21 protein-coding genes are annotated in these 24357 nt (G+C 48.1%); 6 read left to right on the forward strand and 15 right to left on the reverse strand.

What is annotated here, in order from left to right; translation table 11 throughout:
• Window positions 1-4 precede the first annotated feature (4 nt).
• Genes J3999_RS04210 through mvaD form a run of 3 tightly spaced genes read left to right on the forward strand, consistent with a single transcriptional unit; the run spans window position 5 to window position 3136 of the window.
• Entirely contained in the window at window positions 5-1051 is a 1047-nt protein-coding gene (locus J3999_RS04210; RefSeq protein ID WP_208126708.1) for a mevalonate kinase, read from the forward strand.
• A 31-nt stretch (window positions 1052-1082) separates the two neighbouring features.
• On the forward strand, window positions 1083-2102 hold the full coding sequence (locus J3999_RS04215; RefSeq protein WP_208126709.1) for a mevalonate kinase: 1020 nt from the start codon (window positions 1083-1085) through the stop codon (window positions 2100-2102).
• Window positions 2099-3136 carry a diphosphomevalonate decarboxylase gene (gene mvaD, locus J3999_RS04220; RefSeq protein WP_208126710.1) on the forward strand — a complete coding sequence of 346 codons (1038 nt, stop codon included), beginning with the start codon at window positions 2099-2101 and terminating at the stop codon, window positions 3134-3136. Before J3999_RS04215 ends, mvaD begins: the two co-directional genes overlap by 4 nt.
• 113 nt (window positions 3137-3249) lie before the next feature.
• On the opposite strand, the gene J3999_RS04225 is transcribed toward mvaD, so the two are convergent.
• Together J3999_RS04225 and J3999_RS04230 are read right to left on the reverse strand one after the other, a co-directional pair.
• Window positions 3250-3720, reverse strand: a complete 471-nt coding sequence (locus tag J3999_RS04225) for a ClpXP protease specificity-enhancing factor (RefSeq protein WP_208126711.1) — start codon at window positions 3718-3720, stop codon at window positions 3250-3252.
• Window positions 3721-3723: 3 nt separating this feature from the next.
• Window positions 3724-4356: a glutathione S-transferase N-terminal domain-containing protein gene (locus J3999_RS04230; RefSeq protein ID WP_208126712.1), complete on the reverse strand. Its 633-nt coding sequence runs from the start codon at window positions 4354-4356 to the stop codon at window positions 3724-3726.
• A gap of 240 nt (window positions 4357-4596) precedes the next feature.
• Between J3999_RS04230 and J3999_RS04235 the strand changes: the two genes are divergently transcribed.
• Window positions 4597-6021, forward strand: a complete 1425-nt coding sequence (locus J3999_RS04235; RefSeq protein ID WP_208126713.1) for a TlpA disulfide reductase family protein — start codon at window positions 4597-4599, stop codon at window positions 6019-6021.
• Window positions 6022-6027: 6 nt separating this feature from the next.
• Here the strand turns inward: J3999_RS04235 and epmA are convergent, their stop codons facing one another.
• Together epmA and efp are read right to left on the reverse strand one after the other, a co-directional pair.
• Window positions 6028-7023, reverse strand: coding sequence for an EF-P lysine aminoacylase EpmA (epmA, locus tag J3999_RS04240; RefSeq protein ID WP_243755298.1), 996 nt, complete (start codon window positions 7021-7023; stop codon window positions 6028-6030).
• On the reverse strand, window positions 7024-7590 hold the full coding sequence (gene efp / locus J3999_RS04245; RefSeq protein WP_208126714.1) for an elongation factor P: 567 nt from the start codon (window positions 7588-7590) through the stop codon (window positions 7024-7026).
• Window positions 7591-7736: 146 nt separating this feature from the next.
• Between efp and epmB the strand changes: the two genes are divergently transcribed.
• Window positions 7737-8690: an EF-P beta-lysylation protein EpmB gene (gene epmB, locus J3999_RS04250; RefSeq protein ID WP_208126715.1), complete on the forward strand. Its 954-nt coding sequence runs from the start codon at window positions 7737-7739 to the stop codon at window positions 8688-8690.
• A 27-nt stretch (window positions 8691-8717) separates the two neighbouring features.
• Here epmB and J3999_RS04255 read toward each other — a convergent pair whose 3' ends face one another.
• Both J3999_RS04255 and J3999_RS04260 read right to left on the reverse strand, forming a co-directional pair.
• Entirely contained in the window at window positions 8718-10235 is a 1518-nt protein-coding gene (locus J3999_RS04255) for a glycosyltransferase family 39 protein (protein ID WP_208126716.1), read from the reverse strand.
• Between the two features lie 6 nt (window positions 10236-10241).
• Window positions 10242-10877: a tRNA-uridine aminocarboxypropyltransferase gene (locus tag J3999_RS04260; RefSeq protein WP_208126717.1), complete on the reverse strand. Its 636-nt coding sequence runs from the start codon at window positions 10875-10877 to the stop codon at window positions 10242-10244.
• A gap of 68 nt (window positions 10878-10945) precedes the next feature.
• On the opposite strand from J3999_RS04260, the gene J3999_RS04265 reads away from it, so the two are divergent.
• Window positions 10946-11395, forward strand: coding sequence for a GNAT family N-acetyltransferase (locus J3999_RS04265; RefSeq protein WP_208126718.1), 450 nt, complete (start codon window positions 10946-10948; stop codon window positions 11393-11395).
• On the opposite strand, the gene rmuC is transcribed toward J3999_RS04265, so the two are convergent.
• The 9 genes from rmuC to J3999_RS04310 all read right to left on the reverse strand — a co-directional run bounded on the left by rmuC (window position 11392) and on the right by J3999_RS04310 (window position 24181).
• The gene (gene rmuC / locus J3999_RS04270; RefSeq protein ID WP_208126719.1) at window positions 11392-12849 is read right to left on the reverse strand and encodes a DNA recombination protein RmuC; all 1458 of its coding nucleotides are present in this window, start codon (window positions 12847-12849) and stop codon (window positions 11392-11394) included. The genes J3999_RS04265 and rmuC overlap by 4 nt on opposite strands.
• Window positions 12850-12851: 2 nt before the next feature.
• Entirely contained in the window at window positions 12852-13637 is a 786-nt protein-coding gene (locus tag J3999_RS04275) for a hypothetical protein (protein ID WP_208126720.1), read from the reverse strand.
• An 83-nt stretch (window positions 13638-13720) separates the two neighbouring features.
• Window positions 13721-14404, reverse strand: coding sequence for a hypothetical protein (locus J3999_RS04280; protein WP_208126721.1), 684 nt, complete (start codon window positions 14402-14404; stop codon window positions 13721-13723).
• Complete coding sequence (locus J3999_RS04285) at window positions 14388-15953, reverse strand: hypothetical protein (protein WP_208126722.1); 1566 nt, start codon at window positions 15951-15953, stop codon at window positions 14388-14390. Before J3999_RS04285 ends, J3999_RS04280 begins: the two co-directional genes overlap by 17 nt.
• A gap of 137 nt (window positions 15954-16090) precedes the next feature.
• Window positions 16091-17296, reverse strand: a complete 1206-nt coding sequence (locus J3999_RS04290) for a type II secretion system F family protein (protein ID WP_208126723.1) — start codon at window positions 17294-17296, stop codon at window positions 16091-16093.
• Window positions 17297-17306: 10 nt separating this feature from the next.
• Window positions 17307-18992, reverse strand: coding sequence for a GspE/PulE family protein (locus J3999_RS04295; protein ID WP_208126724.1), 1686 nt, complete (start codon window positions 18990-18992; stop codon window positions 17307-17309).
• Window positions 18992-20944, reverse strand: coding sequence for a lipopolysaccharide assembly protein LapB (locus tag J3999_RS04300; RefSeq protein ID WP_208126725.1), 1953 nt, complete (start codon window positions 20942-20944; stop codon window positions 18992-18994). The genes J3999_RS04295 and J3999_RS04300 overlap by 1 nt, the downstream gene beginning before the upstream one ends.
• 20 nt (window positions 20945-20964) lie before the next feature.
• Window positions 20965-22662: a pilus (MSHA type) biogenesis protein MshL gene (gene mshL / locus J3999_RS04305; RefSeq protein WP_208126726.1), complete on the reverse strand. Its 1698-nt coding sequence runs from the start codon at window positions 22660-22662 to the stop codon at window positions 20965-20967.
• A complete protein-coding gene (locus tag J3999_RS04310; RefSeq protein ID WP_208126727.1) occupies window positions 22652-24181 on the reverse strand; it encodes an AAA family ATPase in 1530 nt (509 codons plus the stop codon). Before J3999_RS04310 ends, mshL begins: the two co-directional genes overlap by 11 nt.
• Window positions 24182-24357: the final 176 nt, after the last annotated feature.

A 24357-nucleotide genomic window follows, 5' to 3' on the forward strand; every position in this document is an offset into this window, starting at 1 on the left:
TGAGATGAGTCAACCTCTTACTGCTTTCTGCCAAGTGCCCAGTAAATTGATTCTCTGCGGCGAGCACTCCGTTCTCTACGGCTCTACAGCCCTAAGTCTGGCAATCGATATGCCAACCACTTGCCGGATTGAATTCAGCGCCGCTGAGCAAAACGATTCGCCTCCCCTTCAGCGCTTTACAATCGCCCTCCCTGATCTGAACGTCCACGGCGAAACCGACGAAAAACAGTGGCGTCAGGAACTTCAGGAGATCGATAAACGCTACCGTGCATTCCAATCGGCACCGGAGCAGGTTCCCGCCCCTCTGACACATCCGCAACAGTTGATTTTGCTGTGCCTGTACCAAATCGATCAGATTCATCCCTTACCATCGGGACTGTGGCAGATCAAGATTCATTCAGAAAACTGGCTCGGACGTGGTATGGGCAGTTCAGCAGCAGTTATACTGGCAACTCTTCAGGGTATCGCCCAAATCGTGCAACTTGAGTTAAGCCGGGAACGGCTTCTGCAAATGGCGACCGAAGTCGAATGCTATCAGCACGGGCGCTCCAGCGGATTGGATCCGGCCACCCTGCTGGCAAAGACTGTGATTGAATATAAGATTCCCGGACTGCTTGAGCCGCTGAATTTATCCGAATTTCCATTGCAGGCTTGGCTGATCGATACCGGACAGCCCATCAGCAATACAGGACAGTGCGTCCTGCAGGTGAGAGAACAGTTTGCCGATAATGATGCCCTGTGGCATGAGTTTGCGCAGGTGGTACAACAAATTAAATTCGCCTGGCAGCGCAATCAACAAACTGAGTTTGTCGAAGGCATACGGCATAATCAACGTCTTTTGGAGCAGATTGGCGTTGTTCCGGCAAGGATTCGCACATTTATCCGCAAACTGGACAGCTTGAGCGAACACGCCTGCGCCAAAGTCTGCGGCGCAGGTGCCGTGACGGGAGATGCCGCCGGAGTGGTCGTCTATTTCGGCGAGCAAGCCCCGGATAAATTATGCCATTCGATGGGCTTTAAGAGCCGACCACTTGAACTCGTCCATCCATGACTAAAAAGAGTATCAGAAGGTAGAAATGACCATGCAAAGATTCATCTCAAAAGCTCCGGCTAATACGATGCTACTGGGCGAACACAGCGTGGTTTACGGCCAACCGGCTCTGGCATGCGCTCTGGATCAATGGATTGAAATTGAATGGCAGCCACGGGAAGATAAGCAGATTCTGATTTTTTCGGAAATTGCTCAGCACACCTGCGACCTGCAACAACTCGAAGTACATCCTAAACTGCAATTCATCGGACTGGCCCTGAAGCATTTTCAGAATGCGCTCTTGCAAATTGGACACGGCTGGGAGTTACGCGTGCTCAGCGAATTTCCATCCACCATCGGCCTCGGCAGTTCCGCCGCAGTTCTCGCTGCGACCCTGGCCGGTCTGAATCAGATTACCGGAGATAAGCTCTCCAAGCTTGAACTCTGGCAGATCGGCAAAGAGATCATTGTCGAAATTCAGGGCCGCGGTTCGGCAACGGATCTGGCCGCCAGCCTTTTTGGCGGCGTGGTATTTATTCAACCGCCGACGGAAAAACACGCACTGAAAATCGAATCTCTCCCGGTCAATATGGATATTCTTCTTGTATACAGCGGCTATAAGACTCCAACCGCCGAAGTTCTGGAGATCGTTGCGCAGAACTGGAAAACGCAACCTGAAATGCTCGATGCGCTCTATCGGGAGATGGGACAGATCACCCAAGGCGCCTACCAGGCGCTGACAGAACACAACTGGCCGGTTTTTTACCACAGTTTCGAGCAATACCAGACATTGATGGAACGTCTCGGCGTCAGCGACATGACGCTGGATTTCCTGATCGCCCAACTGCGTGCCTGCCCGCTAATCTGGGCCAGCAAAATATCCGGTTCCGGCCTCGGCGACTGTGTACTCGCGATAGGCGAAGTCTATTCGAAACACCGGCCTCAGCGCGAGAAAAAACCGCTGTTGCACGAATGTCCCGAACCGGAAGTCGTCAAAAATTATTTACAGCTCCAGCTGCCGATCAGCCCTATCGGCACACATATTAAAAACGAACCTGTACAGCAAGCATGAACAACGATCAAAAAAGACAAGCGGCATTCATACGCCACCTTCTTCAATCCAGCAAAAACAGCAGTCCGCTCACGCCACAGAAAGCCTGTGGCGTCGGTACAGCACCGGTTAATATCGCTCTTAGCAAGTACTGGGGAAAACGTGACAAGGCACTTAATCTGCCGATTAACGGCAGTGTTTCGATCAGTCTTCCCGGACTGGGCACGGAAACCAGACTGAAACCGATTAACGCCGGAAAAGATCGAATTTCCCTTAACGGAAAACCACTTGCCGACAACGCCGTTTTTGCCGAACGTCTTAGCCGCTTTCTGGACTGGTTCCGCGATGACCGCGAGAGCGCTTTCGAAGTGGAAACTCATAATACGGTACCGACCGCCGCGGGCCTGGCCTCCTCGGCATCGGGCTATGCGGCGCTGGTTCTGGCACTGGATGATCTTTTCGACTGGCAACTGCCGAAAGAAACCCTTTCCCTGCTGGCGCGGTTCGGCAGCGGAAGCGCGAGCCGTTCGCTTTTCAACGGCTTTGCCATCTGGCACAGAGGGAGCCGCGAAGACGGCCTCGATAGTTTTGCCGAGCCGCTACAGGTCGAATGGCCGGATCTGACGATCGGACTGGTCAAAGTGAATACCGGAGAAAAACCGGTCGGTTCAACCGCCGGAATGCAACAGACCGTAGAAACCTGCGACCTCTACCAATCCTGGCCGCAACAGGCAGAACGCGACCTGCAAACCATTATCAACGCGATCAAATCCAACGACTTCAGCACCATGGGAAAAACCGCCGAGCATAATGCACTGAGCATGCATGCCACCATGATCGCCACCTGGCCGCCGATTGTCTACTGGCAGCCGGAGTCGCTCTCGGCCATGCAGCTGGTATGGTCTCTGCGCGAGCAGAATATCGAAGTCTATTTCACAATGGACGCCGGTCCGAACTTGAAGCTGCTTCTACAGGAAAAAGATCGCGCCGCGGTACAAAAGGCGTTTCAGGAACGCGGTATCGGTATCGAATTTCTGCACCCGTTTTCCGGTTAAGGTTAGTCGAATTTCTGTTAAGTACGAAACCGGCCCACTGTAAAAAGCACAATAAAAAACCCCGAAGCGGCATTCCGCTTCGGGGTTTGTTTGAATCGCAGACGAACAAACTTTTATTTTACGATCGACAAGGTCGGACGCTTTTTCTTATCGCTGCCACTCTCGGCGTTATCGCTTTTTTCCGCTTTAGCACCTTTAGAAGCAGGTTCAACCGCTTTCAGAGGCGAGCTGGCTTGCGACTCACCGCCCTCCTCGGTCGTAGCCTCTTCAGGATATGGCTCGGCCGGGAACGGCATCCCCTGCCCGTTTTCACGGGCGAAAACCGCCAGAACCGCCTCAGGCGGAAACGACACGCTCTGTTCCATCCCCTGAAAACGGGCGCTGAAAGAGATCTCTTCGTTGCCCATTTCCAAACCGACAACCGCGGTCGGACTGGTGTTGAGAACAATCATGCCTTCCTGTACAAACTGCTGCGGAACATAGGTTCCAGGATAGTTTGCATCCACCTGCATATGCGGCGTCCAGCCATTATCGACAATCCAGTCATAGATGGCGCGAACCAGATAAGGACGGCTTGAAGTCATAGCTTAGTCTCGCATGTCCAGTTCATCGTCCGAAAGACTCTCGCCGAACATTTCGCGATTCAATACTTTCTCTGCGTAATCCATAATCGGCTTGGCGCTCTTTGGCAGATCAATTCCAAGATACGGCAGACGCCACAACAGAACCGACATGGAAATATCGACCAGAGAATAGTCGTCGCTCATAAAGAAGTCTTTATGCGCAAAAACCGGAATCAGCTGAATCAAACGTTCCTGAAGGTCGCGGCGAGCGGTTTTAATCGCTTCTTCGTCGCCGGAGTGAGTGATGGTTTCGACCAGCGGATACCACTCGGTTTCAATCTGACGCAGCATCTGACGCGCACGCGCTTTGGAAATCGGGTCAACCGACATCAACGGCGGATGCGGGAAACGCTCGTCCAGATACTCGATAATCACTTGCGGATCGTAAAGAACCAATTCGCGATCAACCAGAGTCGGCAAGGTGCCGTAAGGGTTCAGTTCCAACAGGTCTTCAGGCAGGCTGTCCTGGTCGACTTCAATAATATCCATCGGGATATCTTTTTCTTTGGCAACCAGGCGCACGCGATGGCAGCTAGGACTTTTTGAATCAGAAAATAAAACCATTTGTGAACGCTTGGTCACAGGTACATCACTCATTAATTAACTCCTTAATCCAATCCAAAATGAACCGGCATCGGCACCATGCAGAGCCTGTCATCGTTTGGTACAGTGAATTAATTATTATACACCACCTTGTCAAGCCCTCTAAAAGCCCTAAAAGCGCAAGAGCGCAAATAAAAACAACACCTTACCCATTTACAAACAAATACAAGCAAATGATCGCAACCGATTATTTGGTAAGATTGCAAGCAACTCCCAACAAGGCTCTTGCTTCCCATGTTTGATTTTTTTTGCCAACGGCCGGCTAACAACACGCCGGTGCTGATATTCGTTTTAACGGCGGCCTTCGCGTGCGGCTCGAATGCGCAGCAACCCGAACAAGACAGTTTGCAAGAAAACTTTCAACAGAGCGCTCAAAAAACCGCTGCTGACGGCGTTAAAGAAAAGGAACTTAAAGCCTACCGGTATAGTGACCGCGATCTGTGGGCCAGCCTGCCACAGACGGACTACGATTTCGCCGGCGAAGCGCTCACCCTGCGAAAAATCGACCAGCCCGAAGCGGACGGTTCACACCTGTTCCTGTTTATCGGTGAAACCGCCGTGCCGAATAACGGCGATGCCCTGGTCATGCAGCATCTGGCCGAAAAAAATCCGCATAGCGAAATCTGGTTTATCGATACGCCGGATGCGTTGTTTATCGAACGGGAACGCACCGGTATGCGCAATAACGCAGGCGATTTCATGCTGCCGATTATGCAGCAGATCACGCAAACCTTCGCGTCGATTACCCTGATCACGATGGACATTGTCAGCGTCCCGGTTCTGCGCGGTTTGAATCAATGGCAGTCACAAACCGATCAAGCCCACTTGAGCAAACTGTCGCAACTGATCCTGCTCTACCCCAGTCTGTACGTCAATACACCGGCTGCAGGACGAGAAAGAGAACTGTTTCCGATCGTAGAACGCAGCGCCTTACCGATCAGCGTTTTTCAGCCACAACTTGGCGCCCAGGCCAATTACATTGATGAATCGGTTATAGCACTGCGTCGCGGCGGCAGTTTTGTTCAGCTGGAAAAAATCGCTGACGCGACCGACGGTATCTATAAATTTCAGGATATCCGTGCAATGGCGAAGATCTGCTCGGATATGATTGATCGCAGTGAAAAGAAAATGCGCCAACTCCGCCAGACAATTAATTATCAGGTTCTGCCGGTGGCACGATTCGACGCGAGCGACTCACCAAAAAGCGAAATCGTCTCCGGCCTGATTAAGCTGGACGGCACGGCCCAAATGCCCGATATCAAGCTGCATGATTTACAAGGCAATGCGATTGACGTTCTGGCTGAACACGCGGGAAAAGCGCTACTGATTAATTTCTGGGCAACCTGGTGTCCGCACTGTGTGGAAGAGATTCCGTCGATGAATCGTGCGCTGGCTCAACTGGATCAGGACCGCTTTGCCATGATCTCCATCTCCTATAAAGATACCGCCGAGATCATGCGTCAGTTCACCCGGGAAATACAGGTCGATTTTCCGATTCTCATGGACTATGAAGGTCGTGTTTCCGCGCAATGGAAAGTATTCGCCTTTCCAAGCAGCTTCTTAGTCGACCGTCACGGAGTCATTCGCTACTCCATAAACGCCGGTGCAATCTGGGACAGCCCCGATATGCTGGAAAAACTCAGGGAAATCAGTCAATAACGGAGATCATGCCTGCTGAACGCCAAACGGAATAACCGCCTCAATCTGCCGCTCACCCTGCTGCAGCATTAACAGCCGGTCAACGCCGAGCGCCACCCCGCAACAGTCGGGGAGCGATTTTTCCGTCAGCGTCTGCAACAGCTTTTCATCCAGCGGCACTGGCGGCAAGCCCAGCTGCGAGCGCTGAGCTAAACTCTCCTCGAAGCGCTGCCGATAAAGACCGGCATCGGCCAGTTCGTGATAACCGTTAGCCAACTCCATGGCATCGACAAAAACCTCAAAACGTTCGGCAACCTCCGGATTCTGCGGATCAATCAACGCCAGAGCAGCATCGCGGGCCGGAAAATCCTTGAGCACTGTAATGACGCCCTGACCGAGCTGCGGCTCAATGACTTCGGTCAGAATCAGCTGCTCCCAAAGCGGTTTATCATCTTCATCGACGCCGACAATTTCCGGCACCTTGTTCAGTTGCAGGCAGGTCCGACACTGCTCGGCGTTGGCTCGAAAAATATCCTCGACCCCGGCAAATTCCGCAAACGCCTGTCGGTAGCTTAACTGCTGCACACTGCGCGGCTTCGGAAGAAGCTGATTAATCAGTTCCAACACCTCGTCGATCAGTTCCTGTAGAGAAAAACCGACACGGTACCACTCCAGCATCGTAAACTCGATCTGGTGTCGCGGGCTCAAATCCCCGTCACGAAACACCTTGCCGAGATAGAAAATATCTCCGGACCCTTCGCACAACAAGCGTTTCATAGGATACTCCGGCGATGTATGCCAGAAATATTCCTGCCGCTCGCGTTCGCCCGGAACCTGCAGCCAGCTGCTGAGCGAACGCAGATGCACATCCGGCGTCGCCCCCTGAGACAACATCGGTGTATCGACTTCGAGTACCTGACGCTGATAAAAAAACGCCCGCAGTCTTTGCAGAAACTGCGAGCGTTTTTCCAATTGAAGCCGACGATCCGAAGTTTTTGAAACTGTCGAAAAATCGTTCATCATTTATTTCGCACGAGAAACGTATTCGCCTTTTTCAGTGTTGACGATTACCTTTTCACCGATCTGTACAAATAGCGGAACCTGGACAACTGCACCGGTCGATAGAGTCGCCGGTTTACCGCCGGTTCCCGCCGTATCGCCTTTCAGACCCGGATCGGTTTCAACAATTTCCAGCGTTACCTGCTTAGGCGGAATAACCGAAATAGGCTGACCGTTGAAGAGAGTAACCACACACATATCCTGTTCAATCAACCATTTGGCAACATCAGCCACGGCAGACTCAGGCGCCTGATACTGTTCGAAAGATTCCGCATCCATAAAGTGCCAGAATTCACCGTCGGTATACAGATACTGCAGTTCGGTATCCATAACGTCAGCCGCTTCAACCTTTTCACCCGACTTAAAGGTTTTTTCCAAAACGCGCCCGGTCATCAGGTTACGGTACTTAACGCGGTTAAACGCCTGACCTTTACCCGGCTGAACGATGGTATTATCAACGATGGTACAAGGCTGGCCGTCCATCAGGAATTTCAGACCGTTTTTAAATTCGTTTGTGCTTACTGTTGCCATAATTTTTTCCAGAAGTATTTGCAGATCTGGACAAACGGGTTTTCCGAATGACCATGATCCTATAATAAAATTTTGGTCGCATTTTACCGCAAAACCGCTTCGGTTTAAAATAGTCCGATTTTATTCACTTGCTATCGAGCCCATTTATGCGCAAACCGTCCGCCACAGCCCAATCTCTTATTACCGATCTAGGTCTTCAGGACGCTTTGCAACAGGAACTGACCGAAAGCGCGTTTGCCTTCAAAGCGCCGCGCCACTTCATAGCGCAGATCAAAACTGCGGATGCCGAGGACCCACTACTTAAACAGGTTCTGCCGCTTCAAGCCGAAAATCACTCACCGGAGGGATACCAGACCGATCCGGTCGGCGATCACCTTAAAAACCCGCAACCGTCGCTGATTCATAAATACCACGGTCGTGTGCTGCTGATTGCCAGCCCGAAATGCGATATTCATTGCCGTTACTGTTTCCGCCGCCATTTCCCGTACGAGAATCACGCCAATCAGCGCCATTGGCAAAAAGCATTGGAAACCATAAGCGCTGATCCAACACTGCATGAAGTGATTCTCAGCGGTGGCGATCCGATGAGTTTAAGCGAAAACGCCCTGTTAAAACTGTGCCGACAAATCGAAGCGATCGAGCAGATTAGCACCCTGCGAGTCCATAGCAGAACACCGGTAGTCGCCCCGGATAAAGCGGCGCAAAACCAGTGGCTGGCATGGACGCGGGAAACCCGCCTGAATGTCGTAATGGTTGTGCACAGCAACCACGCCAATGAACTCAGCGAGGAGACTGCCGAACTGTTCCGCTCTTACCGTGAGGCGGGTATGACATTACTGAATCAGAGCGTGCTGCTCAAAGGCGTCAACGACTCAATCGAGGTTCTGGAAGCGCTGAGTCATAAGCTTTTTGCTCAAGGCATCCTACCCTACTATCTGCATCAACTGGATAAGGTGAACGGTGCCAGCCATTTCGAAGTTGAAGATCGGCTGGCGTTAAATCTTCACGAGCAGTTGCGACAGAGGCTACCTGGCTATCTGGTTCCGAAACTGGTGAGGGAAATCGCCGGCGAGCCCTATAAAACGCCTTTGACGCCTTGAACCTCCTTCACCGCCTGACCTAAGGCGTTATTCGCCCAATTGATACTTCTCTTTAAAGCCGCAATGCCCCTTCGGTAACCATTCCGGCGGCAGGTAATAATTCCGGTACACCGTTTCGAGGATTTTTTCCCGGTAGAGGCGATAGTTGAAGTCTTCTCCGATAAAGAGCATATAGGTCTGTCCGGCAACTTTGCGCAAAGGTTTAAGCCGGTAGTTTTTGAAATAAGGCGTTACCAATTGCAGATCCGAACTTTTGACCAGCAGGATTCGCATCTGGCTGCCAGCGAAATCGGCGAAATTGATCCGCTTATCGTCTTCACGACCAAACTTCGAAGTACTGGCAAAGACATGCAGATCGCTACGGCGGCAATGCTGACTCAGCGTCGCCTGAGAACTGTATCCGAGGGTAAACAGTGTATCGGCAGGAAGTTGCTCGCAGAGCGCCTGTGGCTCAAGATACAACGGCGCACGCAACTTGGCCGTTCCCTTTAAAAAGTCCATCGCATTGGCAAGTAACAACAGCAAGGTTACAGCGGCCAAAACCGATAGCAGCGCATTAAACCAGAATAGTCTGATCTGCTGGCGCTCATCCAGCACAGCATAGGAGGCGTACAACCAAACCACCGAGATCAGCGGCCAATGCAGACCCACCTGATTACTGAGACTGACAACCAGCAGAACCAATAACAACGGCAGGCTGGAATACCACAGCAATACCGGAAGCCGTCCCAATTCACGTCTCTGACGATACAGATAATAGAGACCCAGGGGGGAAAGCATCAACACCAGCATCAGTAGGTAAGACAGCAGATACACCCACCCCAGAGTACTGTCCTGAGTTCGGGAGAAAAAGTTGAACAAAATATTGTTCCAGCAGTGCTGGTAGTTAAACCACAGATTTTGAGCAATAAAAAGCACAACGATAACGATCATCAACGTAATTAAACGCCAATTGACCGGAGCATGACCTAAGGGTTTGCGCCGCGTGAAAGACAGCACATATAAAAGCAGCCCGAACAGCAGAAAAACCGCAAAATACTTGGAAAGAAAAGCCATCCCGAGCATCACACCGGCCAATACGGCAAAAAGCGTCGAATCGTCTTTCAGCGCACGCGAAAACCAGTAAAACCCGAGAGCAGCAAAAAAAACCAGAACGGTGTCGTTGGCGGTCAGGACAAACATCAATGAAACCGGAGAAACCCAGAAGATCATCGCCGCCCAAAACGCCTTATCCCGTGCGACTTCGGCAAACATACATAACCATTGATAGAGCAGGTAGGCCACCACAAGCGAGGTCGCAAAAGCAAAACTGCGATACCAGGCCAGATTTTCGGACAGTAGACTCATTAAGCCGAGAATCCACCCCACGGCGGGAGGATGATCGTAATATCCGGAAGCCAGCTGCTGCCCCCAGACAATAAAATAGGCTTCATCGCCGGTTAGAGGAAGCTGCCATAAAAGCACCAGCTTTAAGGCGGTGAATAGCATCAGCGCAGACAGTTGCGCCACGGATAGGGAAGGCAAAGCGTATTTCAAATTCAACAAACCGGATTATTCTCTTGAGTGTCGCTTATGAAACACCGACTTCTGAAAACAGTCAAATGCTTCGTTTAGCTCGGTGTAAATGCAACCATCCTCCTGCAACTGAGCGAGCAGTTCACCGACCGCTTCAAGCGTAGACAGACTGTCGCTGTTTTTCTGTTTGCGGATGAAATACTGAGAAGCCTTGCGCGGTTCAACGCTAATCCGCGGCAGACTTTGCAGCTGCGGGTTTAACATAAGCATCTTATAGGTTTTCCGCCAGGTTCCGTCAAGCACCAGTATCTGACTGTCTTGCAGATTTGGCCGCAAAGACTCAACTGTGACAAGCGGCAAGGTTGGCGAATCGTCTTCGGTTTTCGGATATAAAAGGTAAGTGTGCTTGCCATTTACCAACCAGCGATTCAGTTCCATCGCGCTATCTTGCAACACCAGTGCACAAATCTGAGCGTCTGAAACCGTCTCGCCCTTCCAGAGTTGAACCCGATTCAGACATTTAACCAGTAAAGGAACGGTTGATTTGGCCTGTTTGGCTTCATCGGGATGTTGCAAAATACCGATTTCGATCCGGTTAGCGACCGCTCTGCTACAATGGCACCAGCAGGCATTGACAGGCCTTACGCAGCCTTGGCAAATTGTTCGTGCCATTTTTCGTTCGACTCACTCAAGCGGCAAAATACATTGTGACCATTTTAGCAAACTGCGCATTTGTGGATATGTCAAAACAACCTCTCGACAGTGCCCTGATCTATAAACTCAAACACTTCCTGAAACAGGCTCAGCAAAAAAACTGGCAACAGAGCGATCAGGTTTTTCTCGTTGTGCATCAAAACAGCGTTATCGGCTATGCACGCATAGTCCCTCAGGAGAACGGCGCTTTTTGGCTGCGCGGACTCTATGTCGATCCGCAATGGCGTAAACAGGGAGTCGCTAGCGCACTGATCCGCAACGCCGAAAATGCTTTAGCGGCAACCGAAAGTGGACAGGTTATCTGTTTTGCACTGGCGCATTTAGAACACTTTTACCGACGACTCGGCTATCAGCCACTTGACGAATCGCAACTGCAGAACATCGATCCGCACCTGCATACACGTTTTCGCCAAGCGCAGGAAAGCGGAAAAAGCTGGCTGCTACTGCACAAAGCTTTACACCAAGTCTGTCGTTAATCCGGGTCCTGTAAAAGCGGCGCACCATGCGCTTCTTGCAACAAATGTTCCGGGATCTCTTTCTTGGTCTTACCGGCTAACTCCTTAAGCATTTCTGCCTGGCGCACCAGATTACCGTTGCCTTCCATCATGCGCGTTTTGGCCTGATGATAACTGTTATTGACCGCATCCAGCTGCTTGCCGACCTTTTCAAAAGATTCGACGAAACCGACAAACTTATCATGCACTTCGGCGGCACGTTTGATCAGTTTGACGGTGTTCTCACTCTGTCGTTCATAACGCCAAAGCTGTTCTATGGTTTTTAAGGTTGTGAAGAGCGTCGTCGGAGTCACCACGGCCACCCGTTTATCGAAGGCTTCCTCGAAAATCCTCGGCTCGGCTTCAATAGCCATCAGATATGCCCCTTCAACCGGTATAAACATCAATACAAAATCCGGAGCGTTTAACAGTTCCAGGTGGTCGTAGCGTTTACTCGCCAGTGCATCGATATGCTTGCGCAGGCTCTGCAAATGGGATTTCAGGGCAATCTGCTGATGCTGGGCGTTATCGCTGTTGAGCGCCTGCTCATAGTGTTTCAACGATACTTTGGAGTCGATAATAATGTGCTTATTGCCGGGCAGGTTTAGAATGACATCCGGTCTCAAGCGGCTACCGTCCTGCTGAGAAAAACTTTTTTCCCGCTCAAACTCTTCTCCTTCTCTAAGCCCCGAACGCTCAAGTAACCGCTCGAGAACCAGTTCCCCCCAATTCCCCTGCGTTTTACTGTCGCCTTTCAGTGCTTGAGTCAGGTTTTTAGTCTCCTCAGTCATTTGCGAATTGAGTTCCTGCAGTTGTTTAAGCTGCTGCTGAAGACTGGCCCGTCCTTCCAGGCTCTCTTTATGCGTGGTCTCAACCCTTTGTTTAAAGCTCTCTAGAGTCGTTTGCATCGGCTGGAGAATTGCCCCCAGGGATTCCTTATTCAAGCGGGAAAATTCTTGTTGTTTAGTCTCGAAAATATGGTTAGCCAGGTTCTTAAACTCGTTTTCCAGCTGTTGCTTAGCTTCCCGCTGAAACAACAGTTTTTCCTCGGCATTTTTCTGCTGAAGCTCCAAAGAGGTCTCAAGCGTGGCTACTCTGGCCTGTTCCTGGGCCAGTACCTGATTCAAGGCCTCAAGCTTCCGTTCTTTATCTTTCAGCGTTTCCTGTGCCGCCTGCAATTGCTGTTCAATCTGGCCGAATTGTCCCTGTATCGCATTCAGCTGCCGCAGCTGCTGTTCCAGTTCTTGCTGATCCTGTAGCCATTTTTGCTGACTCTGGCGCAGAGTTTCCAGCTCATATAATGACGGCTGCACTTCCTGGCGATAGTTGTCCAACGCCTCAATACGATGACGCTGCTGAACAAATAAATACCCCAGAATTAAAATGAAAAAGCCCGCAACAGTCAGTGCGGGCCAAAAGAGTTCGCTGATATTCATATCTATTGAGAATTCGGTTTCGTTGCTGTCGGTTGTGAAGTAAGAATTTTAACCTGTTCCAGCGTGTCTTTCGCAACCCTTTCTTTGGTTTTCGGCAGCGCTTTACCTTTCGCTTTTTCTTTCTGAACCAGCTGATAGGTCGGAATGACTTTCGGTTTTCTTGGCAACAGTGTGCTTCCTACCGGAACGACCTGCTCTTTCCCCAAGATATCGAATGCGACGCCTTTCTCTGTCGTATGTTCTTTATTGATTGAAATATGCTTGGAGTAGGTACGGTTATATTTACCGTTCACGCGGGCTAAAGAGTCTCCGTTCGGTTTAATGACCAAAGCGGAAACGGCAAGCTTGTATGGCAGATAGATACGTTTTTTCTTTGCTTTTCCGGTACCTGTTCCTTTACCCGGAGGCGGTGGTGGAGGAATTTTTTCCACATCCTGAGCCTCAGGAGGATTGATATAGGCCGCTCTTTGTCGGTCGATTTTTTCTCGGGTCGGTTTATCCAGAAGAATCGTCTGAAGATTCAGAGGTTTATTCAGAACATCGTTTCCGGCCCCGGATATTTGCGGTTTTTTCTGCTCTGGTGCCGCTTTCTGCGTTTCCGCCTGATCCGTTGGCGTTTCGGTTCGAACCTTCAGCTTACCGTCCTGCCCTCTTTCCAGCACAATCACATCGGCACTTTGAGGCACATTCTGCGGTACATTTTGTACCGGAGCCGGATCGGCCGCCGTCCCCATGATCGGTACAAGCGATGCGACCAGCAATGTTGCACAACTCGTTAAAAATTTCATACAGAACCCCTTTTTATTTATCTACTCTCAGGCTTCCGGCAGACATCTTCTATGTCTCGCTCACAAGCAGCCTTAGGTTCAAATTATCGACTTGCCACGACTTTGGTTTCTTTCGGGTCTTTCTTCTTACCCAGATTCAAATGCGTATGGAAAACAACGATGGTACAGACGCTTTTAACGTTTCCTTCGGTCAAGTTAAAGTTCGCGTTAACCTTATGGTCGTCAGAACGTAATTCGTTATTACAAGATTCAATCAAATACAGAGGAGATACCCGTTCATTGATTGATTCGAACAAACGCAATAAATCTTCTTCATGCTGAAGTTCCATGGTCAGCTTGATACGGCTGAAATAGAACATTTTCTGCGGGACCTGAATGGTTTTGAATAACGAGCTGCTCAGAGGTTTTTCCGGCAAAAATTCAAAACTGAACTTAGGCATCAGATATCCCTGTTTGAGCTTAATCAGGTTATCCGCCCAGAAAACGCGATCCTGTTTCTTCACCAGACCTTTTTTCATCAGCTCGGCATATTTCTCACCATACTGCTGGAAGAGGCGAACCTGCTGTTCCAAAAAGGTCACTTCGCTCTTCAACTGATTAAGCTTGGCAATTTTCGGCTGCGCTTGCGCTTTAAGATCCTTGCTTAACTCGTCAAAACCGTACCAGGCCCCACCGATTGCTGCGACCAAAAGAACGAGGACAATCAACAGGTTCCGAAAGAAACGCTTAAAAAAGGGATCTTGGACAATATTATTTAGACTCGCCATCTTTAACCCTCAAAGTTATGCTGAAAGGCAGAGCTTCGACTTCACCTTCATCCGTATTAATTTTGGTTGCCTGCTTCAAATTACGGTTCAATGGTTCTTCATCCAAGGAAACCGACTCAATGTTTTTCAATTTTTTGAGGTCATCGACCAGAGCATCCACCCAGTAAACCGGCTTTCTGTAGGTTTCATAAAACGGGAAAACCCAGCCTTCGATGGCGATTTCATGCCGTTGGCTGTCCATTGCCTGAAGGTTTTTCCAATTCATGTCTTTGAGTTGAATATTCGGATGGCGTTTTAAGGTTTCGCTGAAATCCTGAATATTAAAACCAACCAGTCTGTCGACACGCAGACTCAGAACCGCTTCTGAAAACTCAACCGAAGCTTTGATCTGCTGGGCGTCGTCCTGGAGCTTGACCAGCTCGGTCAAACGCTGCTTTTCTCTCTCGTGCGCCACGATATTTTGATCAAGCAATCCCAGTTTTTGCCAGTTCAGATAGTTATCAACCGAATTCACTAAGACAAACGCCAGCCCACCGAGAAGAAGCGCTATATTAACCGCATACAGACTTTTACGCGCCAGCTGGAAGTTTTGCAAGCGTTCAATATAAGGCGTGCTATAAAAGCCTTTGAGTGAATGGTTGAAAAGGAAATCAACCGCCGCCTGTTCGGAATAGCAGCGGGCTTCTTCATTGCAATATTGCAGCCCTCCGCCCAACTCTTTGTAGGTCTTTTTCGCAAAGTAGAAGTTATTACCCCATGAACCGCGAATGATCCCGTTTTCACGACAATCTTCTTCGATATCCTTTAAAACGGCCTCATTCTCATCAAGAAAGATCAGACCAATAGGATGATTGAACGGGATAATTTTCTGGTTGTACACATAGGTAATCGCCAACTTGGTCTCTTCAAGAAGCGCTTTATGAATCTCGTCCGCCTGCTTAAACTCCTCTTCAATCTGTACCGGGCGACTTAAACGCATCTGGCCGCCGTGGAAGAAAGTCTGTCGGTAATTTCTTTCTGAGTGACGGGAAATAATCAGAAAAGGAAGCTGTTCCTGTTCTTTAGATAATTTAAGTTCAGGCTTAACGACACTGCGGAAATACTCCTGCAGCAGGAACGGTTTGGAATAAATCCCTTTAATTAAAACCTGTGCGGCTTCAAGACTGTTCAAAAAACGTGTTAGCTTGAACGAATCGCTGATGGTAGCAGAAAGAATCAACTCCTCTTTACGCCCTTCGTCCGATTTACGATTCTGATTCGTTGAATGAACTTCGGAGAGCGCGATATTCTCGCCCATCAAACGTTCGCGGCGACGTTTCAGAAGCGCGCTCTTCTCCCAAGGCATCACTTTCGGAACCCATTCGAAGAAAAGGTCTTCATCCACCAGATCAAGCAGAAGCATCACCTCGCTTTTGGCAGAAAGCCCGGAAATGAAGAGATCAATCTGCGCGATATCGTCCCATTCAAATGTTTCGACTTCCTCTCCGACTTCCCTTACATTTTTGTAAGCCTTAAAGCCGGATTCAGTAACATAAAGTACATATTGCATATTATTGTACCTGCGAAATAGTATCGTAAATCGGACCGAGAACGGCAATTAAGACCCAGCCAACGATAAAGCCGATGATAATGGTTAAAAATAGTTCGATCATCATGCCAAATATGACCCGTGGTATTGTCCGACGATCATAGTTGAACCTGAGAAATCGTGTCGTAAATCGGACCTAGTACTGCAATCATAATCCAACCTACAATAAATCCCATGATCACGGTCAAAAGCGGTTCAATTGTTGGCTCGATTTTTTCAATCAGTTCTTTCGCTTCACGGTCATAGAAATAACTGACGTTCTTTAAAGCGACATCCATCTTACCGGTTAACTCTCCGGACTTGATCATACGCACTGCCATCATAGGGAAGGCATCGGAATCCCGGAATGAAACCCAGATCTCTTTACCGTCCTCGATCATATTGACGGCATTCAGGAAATTCGTTTCCAGAAACTTATTACCCGCGGTCATACTGGCCATTCGCAGACTTTCAGGAAAGCTGACACCGGCACCGTACATAACCGACAGAGAGTTGGCTACGCGTGCCAGTTTCAATTTATGCAAGACGACGCCGATAATGGGAATCTTCAAATGAAACTCGTCCGATTTGAGCTTGAATTCCGGAGATTGTTTGCGCCACCAGGAATAGACAAATACGAAGATTACCGGCGCCATCATCAGCTCAAGAATATATGTTTGGATAAAGTCTGAAGTGGCAATCAAAGCGACTGTCGCAAAACCGATTTCCCCACCCATTGAGGTAATAAAGCCCAATAGCTCCGGTACCACAAACAACATCATCAGGATAACAACCGCGATAACAACGGTAGCCACAATGGCCGGGTAGATCATGACCTTCTTCGCCTTGGAAGCCAGTTCGTCTTCCCACTTCATCATATTACCGAGATCGCGCAGAATGTCTTCCAGCTTACCGGTTTTTTCACCCACCGAGACTAGAGAGATATACACCTGACCAAATTCTTTTTCGAAATCAGCCAGTGACTCGGAAAAGGTATTCCCCCCTTCCATCGACTCGTAAATATTGGCCAGCATCTCTTTAGCTGCGTCATTTTCAAAGGAGTCTTTCATATCCTCGATGATTTCCATCAGAGGAACACCCGCTTCAAGCATCTGCTCAAGCTGGAAAGTAATCGTGATAATGTCGCGTTTCTTGATTTTAGACCCAAAAGAAAGCGATAAGCCTTTACCCTGTTGACGGTAACTCAAGAGGTCAATTTGCGACTTTTTCAGCTTTTGCTCAAGATCCTGCTCATTGTTCGCCGGCATGACGCCCGAGACACGCTTACCAAGCTGATTGATCCCTGTGTAATTATAGTTTTGCATCGATTGCTCCTTACAACAGCTCAGTCAAGTCAACAACACGGCTGACTTCATCCAAAGTCGTGTCTCCTTTCTTGACCCAGTTAATGCCGGCATGTGCCATATCGATAAACCCTTTTTCCTTTGCCTTATTTAAAATGGCGTGCTGTGAAGCACCTTCCAATAAGAGATCATCCATTTCACCGTTAAAACGCATGGTTTCCAACAGAGCCAAACGGCCTTTATATCCGACACCATTACACTTGGTGCAGCCTTTCGGGTGATACAGAGTAATGTCTTCATCCGGCTCAAGGCCCAATAGCTTTTTCTCGAACGACTCGGGCTGGTATGGTTCTTTGCACTGACTGCAGAGTTTACGTACCAATCGCTGAGCGACAATACCGATAATATTTCCGGATAGAATCGAACGCGATACACCAATATCCAAAAGACGGGGAATCGCACCAATGGCCGAGTTAGTATGCAAAGTCGCGAATACCTGGTGCCCCGTCATCGCCGCACGCAAGGCCATTTCCGCGGTTTCCCCGTCTCGAATCTCACCGATCAGAATAATATCCGGATCCTGACGCAACAGCGAACGTATCCCTGCGGCAAAATCCATCCCGATCTCTTCATTAACAGGCGTCTGACGTATCAACGACATCGGGTATTCGACAGGATCTTCCAAAGTCATGATATTGACGCCCATATCATTCAACTCATTCAAAATCGAATAAAGCGTCGTCGTTTTACCGGAACCGGTCGGCCCTGTAACCAGGAATATTCCCGTCGGACGAGCGATCATTAATTTCAAGTCGTGATAGGCTTCTTCGGCCAGTCCTAGTTTATCAAGAGGAACAATCCCCTTTTCACGGTCGAGGATACGTAACACGAAGTTCTCACCGTGAGTACAGGGCAGAGAGGAGACACGGAAATCGATTCTTCTCCCTTGAACCACCAGAGTCATTCGACCATCTTGAGGTAGCCTCTGCTCGGTCAAATCCAGATTGGACATAACTTTCAAACGTACGACTAAGCCGGACCAGAACATCTTATGCAGCAGGCGGATCTCCTGCAGTACGCCATCAATACGGTAACGGATGCGAATATAGTCTTCTTCAGGCTCAAAGTGGATATCCGAGGCATTGCGCTTAACCGCATCTGTCAACAGGTTATCCACAAGTCGGACCATTGGTTGGGCATACTCGTTCGAGTTGCTGGTCGCCGTCATATCGACTTGACCGGTCTCAAGCTCCTTTAATATGCCCTCGATCGATAACTCATAGCCATAATAGTTATCAATCGCATTTTGTATTTCCGCCTCTACAACCAGTACCGGTTCAATACGCACATCACTGCGTTGCAGATGACGTCTCAATTTGTCCAGAACCAGAATATCGCCCGGGTTCGACATACCGACCTTAAGTACATTGTCGGATAAACTGATCGGCATTAATGTGTAGTTGTGGGCAAAGGTTTCTGAAACCAGCGAAATCGCTTTTGGATCCGGAACAACATCCTTTAAGCTCATGGCGGTAAAACCGCCATAGGTCCCTACGACTTCACGCAGTGTATCAACACTGATAAAGCCCATACCGACCAGTGTTTCGCCCAGCTTTTGACCGTTTCGCTTCTGTTCAGTTAAAGCGATATTTAACTGATCGCGAGTAATGTAGCCATCGCGTATTAAACGCTCACCGAGACGCTCCGGATATTGCATCAAGGCTCCATCAAACTGTGCTGTTTCAGAATGACCAAACGCTCTTTAATTGCAGACTGGTCAATCGCTGTCGTGCTATTTGCATAAACAAGAGCCTGGGTATAGTAATCCGCAGCCAATTTATACTTGTTCAGATGATCCAGACTAATCGCCAGATTCATCAAATACACCGCTTGATTCGATTCAATTGAAACAGCATTGAAATACGACTCCTGAGCCTTGAACCAATCTTGTTTGCGAGCCATGAAGTTTCCTAAAGCATTTTGCAGGACAGCAGATTTAGGATTTCTTTCCGCAAGCTCTGTCAATTGCTGCAACCAATCATCGGTCGGAGCCGTAACAGAATTTGCAATTTCTGCGACCGCTTCTAGAGCAAACGGATTGCCTGGAGCGAGCTTAAGAACCTGCAAATAGGTTTCAACGGACGTGGACGGATCCCCAAGTGCATTTTGCGAAGCCGCCAACCCGATTAGCGCTTTGATATTTTGCGGATCACGCTCCGAAACAGCCTTAAAAGCATCTTGCGCATTTTGCCATTCGCCCCGCTGATAATATTCATACCCCTGCACCAGCTGCTGTTGTGAAGGCGTCAGTGCTTTTGAACGCGTAATCATAGCCGCTTTGGCAGCAGGCTTAGGCTGAATAATCGTTGAGTTGACAGTATTGAGGACCAATACCTTGTCAGTTGTTCTCAGCGGCTTCGCTTTAGGCTCAGATTTTGTCGAAACCGCTTTAGAAGATTTCGATACGCCACTCGAACTGGTCGCTTTTGTCACCGATCGGGCTGGTTTGACAGCATTCGTAGATGCAATCGACTGATCAGAAGTTTGACTATCAATCGCCGTGGTTTCCTGTGTTTCATTTGAAGCCGGTTCCATTGTAGAATCGGCCATAACAGTGTCACCGTTTAAGCCATCCACCTTATCCGATTCAGTATCAACCTGTTCAGGAATTTTAGGCAGCTCAACTTGAATCGGCGTAATTTTATATTTATCAAAACTTGCTTCAAGCGCCTGGTTTTGCTGATCGAAATAGAAAGCCGTGTATAGACCGATACAAACAAATGCCGTTAAGGAAGTTAAAGCCAGCAACGTTTTCGGATTGCTCAATAAACCGCCTGTTGAGTAAGGTTTACTATGCGCATTTTTGGTCAATACAGAGTTCTTGGCGAGTTTTCGTTCTTCCTCGCTACTCTCAGCTCCCTGATTTACGGCACTAGCCGCAACTTCTTTCTTACTCGCCTCTCCATCGGGAACATAAGCAGGAAGCTGCTCAAGACCCCACTCGAAACTGTCGTCCTCAGATTTGGCCTCTTTAACCTTGCTGTCATCAACCTGCTTTGCAGTCGTTTCCTTTTCAGCTGAAGCGGGTTTAGCAGAGTTCATAACAGGTGACAAATCAGGTTCAGGCAAAGAATCTTCATCAAGCGAACCAGTTTCAATTACCGGTAAATCTGTAGATTTGCTTGATTCTGGATTTGCGCTTGTAGGCTGTGATAATTTTTCCACTTCAGAATCAGACACGTCTTCAGTAGGGATGGAAAAATTAAGCTTAGTCGCAGGAGGCGTTTGCTGACGGGCTTCCAACTCAACATCATCGATCGAATTGCTTTCCTGAGCTGAGTAGATATTACCTCTCACCGGGGTTGCCGCCGATTCAGGTTCCTGAATAAGTTCATCAAGATCTCGCGAGCCACTTGTTTGTACAGGTGTTGCTGGCTCGAGTTTCAAAGAAACCGTAGCCTCAGGCACAGAGGGTTCTCCGGTTTCCGGTGCAGAAGAAGCAGTCTCAGGAGCGCTATCAATCTCTCCCGGAACGCCTTCTGAAGAAAATGAGCTGTTCGTTTCCGAGGGGTCTTTTTCACTTGGAGAGGACTCAACCTCAGACTCCTTGGCAGCTAACTTGTTCTTTTCTTCAGCTGCTTTTTTTAAAGCTTCAAGTAATACACTCACATTTCAACCCTCATTGCCGGTTACATGCTTTGAGTTTTGAGGAATTGACTCACTGATCGCAAATCGCCGTTATAAACATCCGGGTTATCAATAATAATTGGACGAATAAAGATAACTAACTCGCTCTTAGTCGCCTGGTCATCACGGGCAGAGAAAAGATCACCGACATAAGGCGTATCGCTTAACCAAGGAATACCATTTCTGTTATTGGAGTTTTCATCTTCGATCAAACCTCCAATAATCGCGACCTGACGGTCCTGCAGACGCAAGACGGATGACATCTCTTTTTCCTGAATGATCGGAATAAGACTCTCAACCCCAGAATTCACTAAGGCCGGGTTAGGATCAGCTACTTGGCCAATTAGACGGGAAAGCGTCGGACGGACATTCAAAGTCACTGTCCCCTCGTCGCTTACGAAAGGCGTTACGCTCATCGTAAAACCAACCGGAACTGTCTGGACTTCTGTTTCGTAGGTTGTTTGCGAAGTCTGAGTTCCCGTTGTGGTATTCACATCAACGGTAAAATAGACTAGGTTGTTAACGACCTTAAGAAGCGCCGTCTGGTTGTTGATCGCCATGATTTTAGGGCTGGAAAGAACTTTGGAATCACCAAACTGTTTCAGTAATTTCAAGTTAGCCAAGATATTCCAGTCGCCAGATGCAACAGAACCGGCCGCCCCTAAAGGGTTAACCGTACCAATCGAGAAACCGTCTGATGGACCGGAAAATGGTGAAGAGAAACTGATCCCACCACTGGAACCAAATGCACTGCTGTTAATCATGGACCAATCAATACCAGCCTGATATTGATCGTTAAGCGTTACTTCGACAACCGTTGCTTCGATTAACACCTGTTTCTCGGCTCTTTGAGTGACCTGTTCAATATATTTCTTGATCGCGCGGTGTTTTTTATCTGTCGTAAAGACCGAGATCACACCAGCTTCTGGGTTCACAACGGTATTCTGAGAAACTTTCTGACTGCCGCCTTTTTTATCCTTTTCCGTTTCAGCAACTACTTCTGAAATCGAATAAGGGTCCAATTGAGCAAGTTTCTGGATATTATTATCCAACTGAACCCAGAAATCGTGCTTGGACTCGACTTTCACCTGAGAAGAACTTCCCTTACCGAGAGTTGAACTTGCCCCGTCCACAGAGGACGAAACATTCATTTTCATATCAATACTATCCGTACTGGTTTTAGTAATATTGACATAATCCACTTTATAGTTGCGCCACTCAGGTACATCCGGACGGATTTTAATGACGTTATCACGCATTTCGAAGACGAAATTAGCCTGTTCCGACATGCGATCTAGAATCTGTTCAAGCGGCTGATTGATAGCGTTAATAGTGACAGTGCCTTCAACACCATTACTGATATCGATTTCTTTTGCCGAATCTTGAGAAATCTGGAAAAGCAGTTCAGTTACAGGAACTTTAATTGCAGTGATGGAATACAACTCTTTTTGAGTCAGATCTAATGGTGGCAATTTGGCTGTAGACGCGGTCGAAATACCAGGGATAGCATTAATATCAGGTTGTTGTTCGGCCATTTGCTGCGGCGAATCAATGTGACCTTTCGGAATAAAATCTTCTGCAACCGGAGGCGCCGGCGGATCACGCTTGACTGCTGATGTCTCACAACCGGAAATCATTAACAGAGCAATGATCGAACTCGTTAACGTAATGACTTTAAAAGTTTTGTTTCTAACTAACATCTGATCCACCACCATTATTAAGGTACTTAACTGCTTGATCTAGGCTTTTACGAACAACTGAAAAGGGAGTAATGAAAGGCTTTGATGAAAGAAAGCGCTTTGGTAATGCCTGGTACTTTCTTTTTGCTTCATCATAGCTTACCACTTCCGAATAATAGACTTTTATTCTAAAAACCGAATCTTCAACTTTATAATCCAGCACATAATTCACACTATCTTGAGAAAGGCCGGACCTTTGAATATCTGATTTAAATTTTGGCAGGCTGCTAAATGCAATGGTTGCCAACTGAATCGTGTAACCTTTACCCTCTAATGAGTCCACCCATATTCTTGAAGTTTCATAATAACCATCAAGATCTACAGGCGTTACGGGTTCCTTTTCAATCGCATTATTTTCAGAGACCAACTGAATTTCCGGCTTTTCCGAGATCGTCGGTTGGATCTGTATTTCATTATTATTCAGGGAGGCTTCATCGGCTTTCACTGGTTGCTCAAAGCTTTCCACTTTTGCAGCGATTTGAGTACCAGTATAATCATTCTGCACTTCTTCTACTTTATCTATATCATCTTTTATAACACTTTTCTCCGTACTCGCCTCTACATTAACGTCGGAAAAAAGGGGCTTACTGTCATATACGAAAAAATAAACCGCCGCAAGTGCCGCAAAAATGAATATCGCGGATGTCAAATACAGCATTTTGAAAGAACTGCTTTGCGAATTCTCGTAAGAATCCAGAGACCTAAAATGTTTGGTTTTAGCAACCTTATCCTGCTGGCTATAAACCACCATCAGAAGTTTATCCGCCAAGACGTTTATTCCTCGTGGATAACCGTTTGTCATATCAAAAATACGTTTGGCCACTGGTTTGGTGAAAACATCAATTCCAGAATAGCCGCTTCTGCGCATTCTGAAATTCAGATAAGACAAAACGTCATCTACGGAAAATGGCGGGATATAGATGCTATAGGTTATGCGGCTTTTCAATTGACGGATATTGGGGTTATCCAGAGCTCTGTCAAGCTCGGGTTGGCCGAATAGAACTATTTGCAGAAGCTTATCGCTATCCGTTTCAAGATTGCTTAACAGACGAATCTCTTCCAAACCGTCCAAAGTCATAGCCTGCGCTTCATCAATCAGCATAACAACCCGAGAGCCCTGTGCATAAAGTTCTAACAACCGGTTCTGCAATCGGTTAATCAGGGTAAACTTTTGCGAGCTTTCAGTAACCTCAAGTCCCAGTTCGGTACAGATAAATAACAGAATATCTTTAGAGGACAGATTTGGAGAATTAACATAGATAAGCTTGAAGTTATCCGCCAGTGTATTTGCAAGCAGGCGAAGGATCATCGTCTTACCGCAACCAACCTCGCCGACAACCTTGAGTATTCCGTCCCCTCTCTCTACGGTATATTTCAAGGCTTGAAGGATCTCTTCTCTGGATCCCTCGTTATAGAACATCTCCAATTCAGGAGTTGTTTTGAAAGGCAATTGCGACAAACCAAAATAAGGTCGATACATACGAATATTCCATTCTCTTCGTATGGGCTATAGTACTGTGTTTCAGATAGAAACAAAAGCAATCGAAATAAAATACAGAGATTATTTCAGGCATAAAAAAAGCCCGCTGGATTAACCTAGCGGGCTTTCGGGATATAAGCTTGGCGATGACCTACTCTCACATGGGACCTCCCACA

The sequence above is a fragment of the Thiomicrorhabdus sp. 6S3-12 genome, assembly GCF_017571475.1.
In the GTDB taxonomy this organism is placed as follows: domain Bacteria; phylum Pseudomonadota; class Gammaproteobacteria; order Thiomicrospirales; family Thiomicrospiraceae; genus Thiomicrorhabdus.

What these genes read in the sequence shown, in the direction of transcription:
- J3999_RS04210 (WP_208126708.1), top strand. Translation starts at nt 5, where the DNA reads ATGAGTCAACCTCTTACTGCTTTCTGCCAAGTGCCCAGTAAATTGATT.
- J3999_RS04215 (WP_208126709.1), top strand. Translation starts at nt 1,083, where the DNA reads ATGCAAAGATTCATCTCAAAAGCTCCGGCTAATACGATGCTACTGGGC.
- mvaD (WP_208126710.1), top strand. Translation starts at nt 2,099, where the DNA reads ATGAACAACGATCAAAAAAGACAAGCGGCATTCATACGCCACCTTCTT.
- J3999_RS04225 (WP_208126711.1), bottom strand. Translation starts at nt 3,720, where the DNA reads ATGACTTCAAGCCGTCCTTATCTGGTTCGCGCCATCTATGACTGGATT.
- J3999_RS04230 (WP_208126712.1), bottom strand. Translation starts at nt 4,356, where the DNA reads ATGAGTGATGTACCTGTGACCAAGCGTTCACAAATGGTTTTATTTTCT.
- J3999_RS04235 (WP_208126713.1), top strand. Translation starts at nt 4,597, where the DNA reads ATGTTTGATTTTTTTTGCCAACGGCCGGCTAACAACACGCCGGTGCTG.
- epmA (WP_243755298.1), bottom strand. Translation starts at nt 7,023, where the DNA reads ATGATGAACGATTTTTCGACAGTTTCAAAAACTTCGGATCGTCGGCTT.
- efp (WP_208126714.1), bottom strand. Translation starts at nt 7,590, where the DNA reads ATGGCAACAGTAAGCACAAACGAATTTAAAAACGGTCTGAAATTCCTG.
- epmB (WP_208126715.1), top strand. Translation starts at nt 7,737, where the DNA reads ATGCGCAAACCGTCCGCCACAGCCCAATCTCTTATTACCGATCTAGGT.
- J3999_RS04260 (WP_208126717.1), bottom strand. Translation starts at nt 10,877, where the DNA reads ATGGCACGAACAATTTGCCAAGGCTGCGTAAGGCCTGTCAATGCCTGC.
- J3999_RS04265 (WP_208126718.1), top strand. Translation starts at nt 10,946, where the DNA reads ATGTCAAAACAACCTCTCGACAGTGCCCTGATCTATAAACTCAAACAC.
- rmuC (WP_208126719.1), bottom strand. Translation starts at nt 12,849, where the DNA reads ATGAATATCAGCGAACTCTTTTGGCCCGCACTGACTGTTGCGGGCTTT.
- J3999_RS04275 (WP_208126720.1), bottom strand. Translation starts at nt 13,637, where the DNA reads ATGAAATTTTTAACGAGTTGTGCAACATTGCTGGTCGCATCGCTTGTA.
- J3999_RS04280 (WP_208126721.1), bottom strand. Translation starts at nt 14,404, where the DNA reads ATGGCGAGTCTAAATAATATTGTCCAAGATCCCTTTTTTAAGCGTTTC.
- J3999_RS04285 (WP_208126722.1), bottom strand. Translation starts at nt 15,953, where the DNA reads ATGCAATATGTACTTTATGTTACTGAATCCGGCTTTAAGGCTTACAAA.
- J3999_RS04290 (WP_208126723.1), bottom strand. Translation starts at nt 17,296, where the DNA reads ATGCAAAACTATAATTACACAGGGATCAATCAGCTTGGTAAGCGTGTC.
- J3999_RS04295 (WP_208126724.1), bottom strand. Translation starts at nt 18,992, where the DNA reads ATGCAATATCCGGAGCGTCTCGGTGAGCGTTTAATACGCGATGGCTAC.
- mshL (WP_208126726.1), bottom strand. Translation starts at nt 22,662, where the DNA reads ATGTTAGTTAGAAACAAAACTTTTAAAGTCATTACGTTAACGAGTTCG.
- J3999_RS04310 (WP_208126727.1), bottom strand. Translation starts at nt 24,181, where the DNA reads ATGTATCGACCTTATTTTGGTTTGTCGCAATTGCCTTTCAAAACAACT.